We start from the raw sequence: 9,851 nt of genomic DNA, 5'->3' as shown, positions 1-9,851 counted from the left end.
CCCGTCGGCGTGCTGCCAGCGGGCGAGGAAGGCTTCGGGGGTCAGGGCGGTCATCAAGGGAGTATGCCATAGGGGATATGGCGGGGCGCGACCGGCGGCGGTTTTTGGGTAATGCGCGGCGGTTTGATGGAGTACCGGTGCAATGCCCTTCGGTTATTGCACCCTACGACGCTACGGCGCGAGGTGGATTGGTGCAATGTGACCGAAGGGAATGCAGAGCCGCGTTGCTTATTGCACCCTGCGGGCAGGGTTTTCGAGTGGCAGGGGGGCAGAAAAAGACACGGGCCGGCGATGAAGAACTTTCATCGCCGGCCCGTGCCGTTTGTGGCCGATGAGCGGGGAGCGCCGCCTATTCGATTTCCAGCAGAACCTGCCCCTTGGTGACCTTCTCTCCCGGCGCGACGCGGATCACCTTGATCTTGCCGTCGGCTGGTGCCTTGATCCGGTTGAGCATCTTCATCGCTTCGAGAATCATCAGCGTTTCTCCCTCGCTGACCTTCGCGCCGACGCGGGTGTCGATTTTCTCGATGACACCCGGGATCGAAGCCTTGATCACGCGCGGGTCGGCTTTTTCAAACGGCTTCCTCAGCGTGAACTTCTTGGTTAAGCGCGATTCGTAGGTGCCCGATTCCAGCGCGATTTCGGTGAACTGTTCCTGTTCTTGCATGGGAGTTCTCCTCTTAGAACGGGGGCACGCCGTGTTTGCGGTCCGGACGTGCTTCTTCCTTGTTGCGCGTGACTTTCAGCGCGTGGATCAGGTAGGCGCGCGTTTCTTCCGGCGTGATCACCGCATCGACGTAGCCGCTGGACGCCGCGACGTACGGATTGGCGAACTTGTCGGTGTATTCCTTGACCTTGATCTTGCGCATCTCGTCCGGGTTCTCGGCGGCCATGATCTCGCTGCGGAAGATGATGTTGGCCGCGCCTTCCGGACCCATGACCGCGATTTCGGCGGTCGGCCAGGCGAAGACGAAGTCCGCGCGCAGGTGGTTCGAGCACATGGCGATGTAGCCGCCGCCGTAAGCCTTGCGCAGGATCACGGTGATCTTCGGCACACTGGCTTCGCTGTAGGCGTAGAGGACCTTGGCACCGTGGCGGATGACGCCGGCGTGTTCCTGGTCCGAGCCCGGCAGGTAGCCCGGGATGTCGACGAGGGTGACGAGCGGAATGTTGAACGCGTCGCAGAAACGGATGAAGCGGGCGATCTTGTCGGACGCGTCGATATCGAGCACGCCGGCCAGCACGAGCGCCTGATTGCCGACGATACCGACCGTTTCGCCGTTGATGCGGGCGAAACCGGTGATCGCGTTCGCTGCGAACAGTTCCTGGACTTCGAGGAACTCGGACTCGTCGACGAGCGATCGCACGATGTCGCGCACGTCGAACGGAATCTTGGAGTCTTTCGGGATCAGCTCCTCGATGCGGTACGCATGTTTTGGCTTCTTCTGCTCGATGATCGCCGCCTTGGCCCGGTTGTTGTCCGGCAGCAGGCTGACGAGCTTGCGGATCTGCTCGAAGCACTCAAGTTCGCTGTTCGAGAAGAAGTGCGCGTTGCCGGCCGTCTCGGCCTGCACGCGGGCGCCGCCGAGGTCTTCCATCGAGATTTCCTCGCCGAGCACCGTTTTGACGACTTCCGGTCCGGTGATGAACATCTTCGAGATGTTGTCGACGACGAAGACGAAGTCGGTCAGTGCCGGCGAATACACGGCGCCGCCGGCGCACGGCCCGAGGATGACCGAGATTTGCGGCACGACGCCGGAGGCCAGCGTGTTGCGGTAGAAGATCTCGCCGTAGCCGGCCAGCGAATTGACGCCTTCCTGGATGCGCGCGCCGCCCGAGTCGTTGATGCCGATGATCGGCATGCCCATCTTGATCGCGTGATCCATCACCTTGGTGATCTTGCGCGCGTGCATCAGGCCGAGCGAACCGCCGGCGACCGTGAAGTCCTGCGCGTAGATGCAGACCGGGCGGCCGTCAATCGTGCCGGAGCCGGTGACGACGCCGTCGGCCGCCAGATCCTTCGTCTCCATGCCGAAGTCCTGGCATTTGTGTTCGACGAAGAGGTCGTATTCGTGGAAGGAGCCCTCGTCGAGCAGCGCGGCGATGCGCTCGCGCGCCGTCATTTTGCCGCCGGCCTTCTGCTTGCTGATGGCTTTGTCGCCGCCGCCCTTGGATTTCGTGGATTTACGCGAGAAGAAATCGAAGATTCTCTGTGTGAAGGACATGATTGTCACCCCTGTTAAGAACAAAAACTACGTTGCCGGTCAGGAACCGATTTTCAGTCTTGCTGTCCGGCAAAAGTGCGCAATTTAACCGAATCTGTTCGAATAGGCCAAGAATTTCGATTTTTGGGGTAAACGCCGTTTTTCAGCGGGGATCTGGCCGTTCGTGCCCGGATTGATGCCAAAAAATGGCGGTGAAACCGCGTTTTGCTGGAAGATGATCGCACTTTGCGTGGGTTTTTATGCGGTTTTCGGTGAAGTTATGTGCTGTTGTGGCGTGTTCTTTGTGGGAATCCGCAGAGCATGGTATCGCCCGGTCGAAAGATGCTTTCCTCCGGCCGGACGGTTGCGCGACGGTTCAGGGGCGCGCCAGATCGATGATCTTGCGCAGGTCGTAGTTCTTGTGTCCGCCGACATGGCTGACCAGCGCCGCCATCCGCTCGTCCAGCGTCGGCCGCTCGACCTTGTATAGCAATCCCACGGGGATTTTACCGTCTTGCGCGGCTCTATTGACGATGTGCATTGCCGCATCACGATCGCTGACGTCGTGTTCCGCCGGAACCTCCTCGCAGACGCTCTTGAAATACTTGGCGTCGTCGATGTCGTTGAAGCTCGGACAGTTGGACAGCACGTTGATGAAGGCAAAGCCGCGATGTTCCATGCCTTGCTTAATCAGCGACGCGGTCATCTTGACGTTGGTGGCGTTCGACTGCGCGACGAAGCTCGCGCCGTAGGACAGCATGTAGAGGATCGGATCGAGCGGTTCCTCGGTGCCGCCGTAGGGCGTGGTATAGGCCTTCATCTTGCTGCGCGACGTGGGCGACACCTGGCCTTTGGTCAGGCCGAAGATGTGGTTGTCCATCATCACATAGGTCAGGTTCGGGTTCTTGCGTGCCAGATGCGGCATGTGGCCACCGCCGATCGAGAACGCGTCGCCGTCCCCGCCGGTGATCAGGATCGGCAGTTCCGGTCTGGCCAGGTGCGCGCCGGTGGCGACCGGGCCCGCGCGCCCGTGCAGGGTGTGCATCCGGTAGGAGCGAACGAAATAGGGCAGACGCGACGAGCAGCCGATGCCGGAAATGTTGACCAGATAGGTCGGATCGACGCCGAGGTCGGCGAGCGCCTTGAACACGCCGGTCAGCACGCCGTGGTGGCCGCAGCCGGGGCACCAGAACGGCGTGATCTCATCCTTGTAGTCGCGGGTTTGCAGTTCGACCTTGTGCAAATGGTGGAGCGGGGCGTTCATGACAGCATCTCCTTGGCGCGGCTGACGACCATGGCCGGGTTGAACGGCAGGCCGCCGCAAATGGTGTAGGACTCGGGGCGCAGCGAGGTTTCGGCGCGGACGAAGTGGGCCAGCTGGCCCTGCCAATTGACTTCCGGCAGCAGCAGGCGCTTGCACTTGGCGGCGAAGGTCTCGTATTGCTCGACGGCCATCGGCCACAGCAGCTTCGGGTAGAAGCCCCTGACGGCGTGGCCTTCGGCGCGCAGGCGGGCGACGGCCTCGCGCACGACGCCGATGGTGCTGCCCCAGGCGATGATGCCGAGGTCGGCCTCGTCGCCATCGTCGTCGCCGTCGATCTCGGCTTGCGGGAAGTCGGCCACGACCGTCGCCAGCTTGCCGAAGCGCTTGGCCTGCATCGCTTCGTGATTGGCCGGCGAGTAATTGGGCGCGCCGGCGTCGTTATGTTCGAGGCCGGTCGCCATGTGCATGCCACCCGGCGTGCCGGGGTCGCACATCGGCGAGATGCCGTCGGCGGTGAAGGCGTAGCGCTTGTATTCGCCTTCGCCGTCCCAGCGCTTGCGGTTCTCGATCGTGTAGGCGTCGGGGTCCGGATAGGGCACGGACTGTGTCGAAAACGCCAGCGAGCCGTCGGAAAGCAGCAGTACCGGCACCTGGTATTTCTCGGCCAGATTGAAGGCCTTGACCGTCAGGTCGATGCAATCGCGCACGTTTTCGACCGAGAGCACGATACGGCCGGCGTCGCCGTGCGAGCCGTGGATCGAGAGGAAGAGATCCGACTGCTCGTGTTTCGTCGGCAAACCCGTCGACGGCCCGCCGCGCTGCACGTTGACGACGACACACGGCGTCTCGCTCATGAACGCCATGCCGAGCATCTCGCTCATCAAGGCGAGGCCGGGGCCGGAGGTCGAGGTCATCGCCTTCTTGCCGGCGTAGGAAGCACCGAGTACCTGCGAGATCGAGGCAATCTCGTCCTCGGCCTGGATCAGCGTGCCGCCGCGCTTGGGCAGGTGGCGCGCGACGTAGCGGGCGATTTCGGTGGCCGGCGTGATCGGGTAGGCGGCGAAGAAGTCGAGTCCGGCGATCAGCGCGCCGAGCCCGATCGCGTCATTGCCCGACATCAGCACCGTTTCGCCTCGCTGAGCCGGCTCGGCCACGTGCCAGGGGTCGGTCTTCGTGAGTTCGGCCGCGAGCTCACGGCCACGCTCGAAGGCGCGCACGTTGCCATCGACGACGTGGTCGCCCTTCTTGGAAAACTTGCCGGACAGCACTTCGAGCAGCGCATCGGCCGGAATGCCGAAGAGCCGCGAGAGCGCGCCGAGCGCGACCATGTTCTTGGCTTTTGGCGTTCCCAGTTCCTTCGCCGCCTGTGTCATCGGGATCGCGTAGGCATGCACGTCGCCCGGGATTTCCGGTTCGAAATCGCCGTGGCTGTCATAAACGAAGGCCGTTCCCGGGCGCAAGGCGGCGCGGTTCATCGTGTAGGCCTCGCCGTTCAGCGCGCAGAGCACGTTGAAGGTGTCGCCGTGGTTGTAGATCGGCCGGGAGCTCGTGCGCGTCTGGTACATCGCGTAGCCGCCCTTCACCTCGGCCGGGAAAGTCTTGAAGGTGTACACCTCCAACCCGGCACGCGCGCACGCCTGCGTGATGAAGTCGCCGGCGGAGATGATTCCCTCGCCGCCTTCACCTGCAATCCGGATGATCAAGTCATCCCTCGAGTCTTCGTCAGTCATGGGTAAGCCTTTGTAAATGATTTTGGTAAGTATAAAGTTGCCAAAAATCAATAAGTTACGTCGATGGTACGGCGGTCATTCGGGCTTGTCACGAACTTTGTGCAAATTTGGCAAGAATTCATGCGATTTCAGCACCAACTTGGGGTGGCCTTTGCAATTGCTGGGAAAGCGGTGCCGCAAGCCGTGATTCGGGGATCGACGATTTGATTTCCGTAAGTTGTTCGCCTATAGTGCGTAACCGGTTTAGTAAATCGGTTTCTCAAACGACTTCCCGCTTTCCGTTCTCCACTTTCCAGGCCCATGAAAATCACGATTGCCGATATCGCAGAGAAAGCCGGTGTGTCCAAGGCGACCGTATCGCGCGTGCTGAACAACCGGCCGGAAGGCGTCGGCAAGGAGACGCGCGAGCGCATCCAGGCGATCGTCAGGGAGACCGGATTCCAGCCTTCAGGCGTGGCGCGCGGGCTGGCAACGGGCAAGTCGCGCACGGTCGGGCTGATCATTCCGGACATCGCCAACCCGTTCTTCCCGCTGCTCGTGCGCGGCGTCGAGGTGGCGCTCTCCAAGGCGGGTTACAGCCTTTTCCTCTGCAATTCGGCGTGCGACATCATGAAGGAGAAGGATTACGTCCAACTCCTGATGGAGAAGGGCGTCGACGGCGTCATCCTCGACTCGGCGGAATCTGATTGCGATTGCCAGCTCTCCTGCTGGAGAAGAAGGGCGTTCCCTTCGTCCTCCTGGACCGCAACATCCGCGGGCGCGACGGCAGCGTCGGCGTGTTTTTCGACAACCATCTCGGCGCGCGGCTCGCCGCGTCGCACTTCTTCGCGCGCGCCGACGGCTCGCTGCTCTTCATCAACGGCCCGGCCGAAGTCTCGCCGTTTGCGCTGCGGCTCGAAGGCATCGCCGAAGTGATGCGCGAGAAGGGCGTGCCGGCCGACCGCCTGAAAGTGCTGACCGGCGACTTCTCTCTCGAACACGGCCATCAGCTGACGAGCGAGGCGCTGGACGAGGCGCGCGGCGAAGGCGGCTTCCGCTTCAACGCCGTGTTCACCAGCAACGACATGATGGCGATCGGCGCCGTGCGTGCGCTCAAGGATCACGGCATCGCCGTGCCCGACGAGGTCGAAGTGATCGGCTTCGACGACATCGAGATCGCGCGCCTGGTCGAGCCGCCGCTGTCGACGATCTCTCAGCCCGGCCTGGAGATGGGCGCGCGCAGCGCTGAACTGCTGCTGCGCATGATCGAGGGCAAGAAACCGCGTCCGAAGACGCTGGTCATGAAACCCGGCCTCGTCCTGCGCGGGACCACACGGAAACTCACCGAGGAGAAAAAATGAAGGAGCAAACGAGCTATCGCAAGGAACTGACCGGCGTCTTCGGCTACCCGGTGGACGAGAATCCGACCGTCGTCATGATCGAGGCCGGCTTCGCGGCGCTGAACCTGCCGTGGCGCTACCTCAACCTGAAGGTGCCGCCCAAGGATCTCGCGGCGGCGGTCACGGGGCTGCGCGCGATGGGTTTTCGCGGCATCAACCTGACCATTCCGCACAAGTGCGAGGTCATCAAGCATCTCGACGAAGTCGCTGACGACGCGCGCATCATGGGCGCGGTGAATACGGTCTATGTACAGGACGGCCGCCTGATCGGCGCCAATACGGACGGAAAGGGCTTTTTGCGTGCGCTCAACGACGACGCCAGACTCAACCCGGCCGGCAAGAAATTTGTCGTGCTCGGCGCCGGCGGCGCGGCGCGGGCGATTACCGTCGAGCTGGCGCTGGCCGGAGCGGCCGAGATCGTCATCGTCAATCGCGGCGAGGCGCGCGGCTGGGATCTCGTCGCGCTGCTGCTCAACCATACCGGCACGCATGCGACGTATCAGCCGTGGAGCGACAATCTCGCGATTCCCGAAGGGACGGACGTGCTGGTCAACGCCACCTCGATCGGTCTCTATCCGGACGTCCACGACATGCCGTCGCTCGATTACACGACGATCACGCCGGGCATGGTCGTCTGCGACGTCATCCCCAACCCGCCGCAAACGCGTTTTCTCGACGCCGCCAAGGCGCGCGGTGCGATCACGCTCGATGGACTTGGCATGCTGGTTTACCAGGGCGCGATCGCCTTCAAGCTGTGGACGGGCTACGACGCCCCGGTCGAGGTGATGAAGAAGGCGCTTGCGGCCGAGTTTGCAGCTGATTGACGGAGATCGTCCCCGTGTTCCGTTCGTGGTGAGCTTGTCGAATCCTGTCCTGAGCCGGCCGAAAGGCATGAACAAGCGCACCCGGGGATGTTCCGCCCTTCGACAAGCTCAGGGCGATCGGTGCTGGAAAAATGACAGTCACTTGTAGAGCATGAATAGTCGAGTAATCAAAGGGTAAAACACTTAAGCACCGGGCAGTCTCTGCCTATCCGTGCCCACCAACGGGCATTCAGTAAAGGAGAAAGAAGCATGGACAACTTTGAATTCTGCAATCCCACCAAGATCGTTTTCGGCCGCGGCACTGAGGCGCAAGTCGGCAAGGAAACCGCTGCCTACAGCAAGAAAGTCCTCCTGCACTTCGGCGGCGGCTCGATCAAGAGCTCGGGCTTGTACGACCGCGTCACCGCCTCGCTCAAGGCAGCCGGGGTCGAGTGGGTCGAGCTCGGCGGCGTCAAGCCGAACCCGCGCCTCTCGCTCGTGCATGAAGGCGTCAAATTGTGCAAGGCGCACGGACTCGGGCTCGTCCTCGCCGTCGGCGGCGGTAGCGTCATCGACTCGGCCAAGGCCATCGCCATGGGCGCCGTCATCGACCACGACGTGTGGGACTTCTACATGGGCAAGGGCGCGCCGACTTCCGCGCTGCCCGTCGCCACGATCCTGACGCTGCCCGCTGCCGGCAGCGAGTCGAGTACCGGCACGGTCATCACCAAGGAAGAGGGCTGGCTCAAGCGCGCCGTCAATTCAGAGCTGATCTACCCGCGCTTCTCCATCCTCAACCCGGAGCTGGCGATGACGCTGCCGCCGTTCCAGGTCGCCTGTGGCGCGATGGACATTTCGGCGCACCTGATGGAGCGCTACTTCACCAACGTCAAGAACGTCTCCTTCACCGACCGCCTGATCGAAGGCACGCTGAAGACGATCATGCGCCAGGCGCCGCGCATCCTGGCCAATCCGCAGGACTACGACGCCTGGTCCGAGTTCATGTGGGCCGGTACCATCGCGCACAACAACCTGCTCAACACCGGCCGCATCGGCGACTGGGCGTCGCACGACATCGAGCACGAGATCAGCGGCATCTACGACGTCGCGCACGGCGCCGGCCTGGCCGTCGTCTTCCCGGCGTGGATGAAGCACGTGCTGCATCAGGACCTTAACCGCTTCGTGCAGTGGGCGGTGCGTGTGTGGAACGTCGAACTCGACGTGTTCAACCCGGAAGCCGTCGCTCTCGAAGGCATCGCGCGCATGGAGGCCTTCTTCACCTCGCTCGGCGTTGGCACGCGCATGAAGGACCTCGGCATCACCGACGACCGCATCGACGAGATGGCCGACAAGTGCACCAACGGCGACACGACGACGGTCGGCAACTTCGTCAAGCTCGATCGGGCGGCGGTGGCCAAGATCCTGCGTCTCGCGGTGTAAGGAAGACCCCATGTCCGAATCCCTCAACGTCGGCATCGTCGGCTACGGCTTCGCCACCAAGACCTTCCACGCGCCGCTCGTCGCCGGCGTGCCGGGGCTGAAACTCGCCGCCATCTCGAGCAGCGATCCGGCGAAGGTCAAGGCCGACTGGCCGGAGGTGGCGACCGAGACGAGCCCGGAAGCGCTGTTCGCGCGGCCGGACATCGACCTCGTCGTCATCCCCACGCCGAACGAGACGCACTACCCGCTGGCCAGCGCCGCGCTGGCGGCGGGCAAGCACGTCGTCGTCGACAAGCCCTTCACCGTCACGACGCACGAGGCGCGCCGCCTGCAAGCGCAGGCGCAGGCCGCCGGGCGCGTGCTCTCGGTGTTCCACAACCGGCGCTGGGATTCGGACTTTCTCACCATCAAACAGGTGCTCGCCTCGGGCGAACTGGGGCGCATCGTGCATTTCGAGTCGCACTTCGACCGCTACCGGCCGGAAGTGCGCGCCCGCTGGCGCGAGCAGGCGCTGCCGGGCAGCGGGCTGTGGTACGACCTCGGCTCGCACCTCCTCGACCAGACGCTGCAACTCTTCGGCCTGCCCGAGTCGATCGCGCTCGACCTCGCGCTGCAACGCGACAACGCGCAGTCGGACGACTACTTCCACGCCGTGCTGCGCTACGGCCAGAGCCGCGTGATTCTGCATGCCGGCGCGCTGGTCGCGGTACCGGCCGCGCGCTTCACCGTGCACGGCAGCCTCGGCAGCTTCGTCAAGCACGGCCTCGACCCGCAGGAGGATGTGCTCAAGACCAGCAAGCGCCCGCCTGCGCCGGAGTGGGGGCACGATCCGGTGCCGGCGACGCTTACCGTGTGGAAGGACGGCGTTGCCGCCGAGCGCGAACTCGCCTGCGTCCCCGGCGATTACCCGGCCTACTACGCCGGCGTGCGCGACGCGATTCTCGGCGTCGGCCCGAATCCGGTGCCGACGGCGGAAGTCATCCGCGTCATCGGCCTCCTCGAACTCGGGCTGCAAAGTGCGCACGAGGGGC

At 63.4% G+C, this 9,851-nt stretch carries 8 protein-coding genes and 1 pseudogene; 5 read left to right on the top strand and 4 right to left on the bottom strand.

The annotated features are described in order from the left end of the window. Positions 1–349: 349 nt before the first annotated feature. From KBA32_RS14730 to KBA32_RS14715, 4 genes are all read right to left on the bottom strand, one after another. Entirely contained in the window at positions 350–667 is a 318-nt protein-coding gene (locus tag KBA32_RS14730; RefSeq protein WP_294360412.1) for an acetyl-CoA carboxylase biotin carboxyl carrier protein subunit, read from the bottom strand. A gap of 13 nt (positions 668–680) precedes the next feature. After that, positions 681–2,225, bottom strand: a complete 1,545-nt coding sequence (locus KBA32_RS14725; RefSeq protein ID WP_294360408.1) for an acyl-CoA carboxylase subunit beta — start codon at positions 2,223–2,225, stop codon at positions 681–683. A gap of 355 nt (positions 2,226–2,580) precedes the next feature. Continuing rightward, positions 2,581–3,468, bottom strand: a complete 888-nt coding sequence (locus KBA32_RS14720; RefSeq protein WP_294360405.1) for a thiamine pyrophosphate-dependent enzyme — start codon at positions 3,466–3,468, stop codon at positions 2,581–2,583. Then, positions 3,465–5,198 carry a 2-oxoacid:acceptor oxidoreductase subunit alpha gene (locus KBA32_RS14715; RefSeq protein WP_294360403.1) on the bottom strand — a complete coding sequence of 578 codons (1,734 nt, stop codon included), beginning with the start codon at positions 5,196–5,198 and terminating at the stop codon, positions 3,465–3,467. The genes KBA32_RS14720 and KBA32_RS14715 overlap by 4 nt, the downstream gene beginning before the upstream one ends. Before the next feature lie 300 nt (positions 5,199–5,498). Here KBA32_RS14715 and KBA32_RS14710 point away from each other — a divergent pair. The 5 genes and pseudogenes from KBA32_RS14710 to KBA32_RS14690 all read left to right on the top strand — a co-directional run. Beyond that, positions 5,499–5,825, top strand: a pseudogene (locus KBA32_RS14710) (LacI family DNA-binding transcriptional regulator); the annotation flags it as partial. 59 nt (positions 5,826–5,884) lie between these two features. Further along, on the top strand, positions 5,885–6,538 hold the full coding sequence (locus KBA32_RS14705; protein WP_294360401.1) for a LacI family DNA-binding transcriptional regulator: 654 nt from the start codon (positions 5,885–5,887) through the stop codon (positions 6,536–6,538). Continuing rightward, positions 6,535–7,401: a shikimate dehydrogenase gene (aroE, locus tag KBA32_RS14700; RefSeq protein WP_294360397.1), complete on the top strand. Its 867-nt coding sequence runs from the start codon at positions 6,535–6,537 to the stop codon at positions 7,399–7,401. Before KBA32_RS14705 ends, aroE begins: the two co-directional genes overlap by 4 nt. Before the next feature lie 249 nt (positions 7,402–7,650). Next, positions 7,651–8,820 carry an iron-containing alcohol dehydrogenase gene (locus tag KBA32_RS14695; RefSeq protein WP_294360393.1) on the top strand — a complete coding sequence of 390 codons (1,170 nt, stop codon included), beginning with the start codon at positions 7,651–7,653 and terminating at the stop codon, positions 8,818–8,820. Between the two features lie 10 nt (positions 8,821–8,830). Further along, positions 8,831–9,851, top strand: a 1,021-nt coding sequence (locus KBA32_RS14690) for an oxidoreductase (RefSeq protein ID WP_294360389.1), incomplete at its 3' end; no start/stop codon positions are given.

The organism is Propionivibrio sp., from assembly GCF_017995515.1.
In the GTDB taxonomy this organism is placed as follows: Bacteria; Pseudomonadota; Gammaproteobacteria; order Burkholderiales; family Rhodocyclaceae; genus Propionivibrio.
The sequence above is the reverse complement of the archived record's forward strand: the minus strand, read 5'-3'. Positions and strand labels throughout refer to the sequence as shown.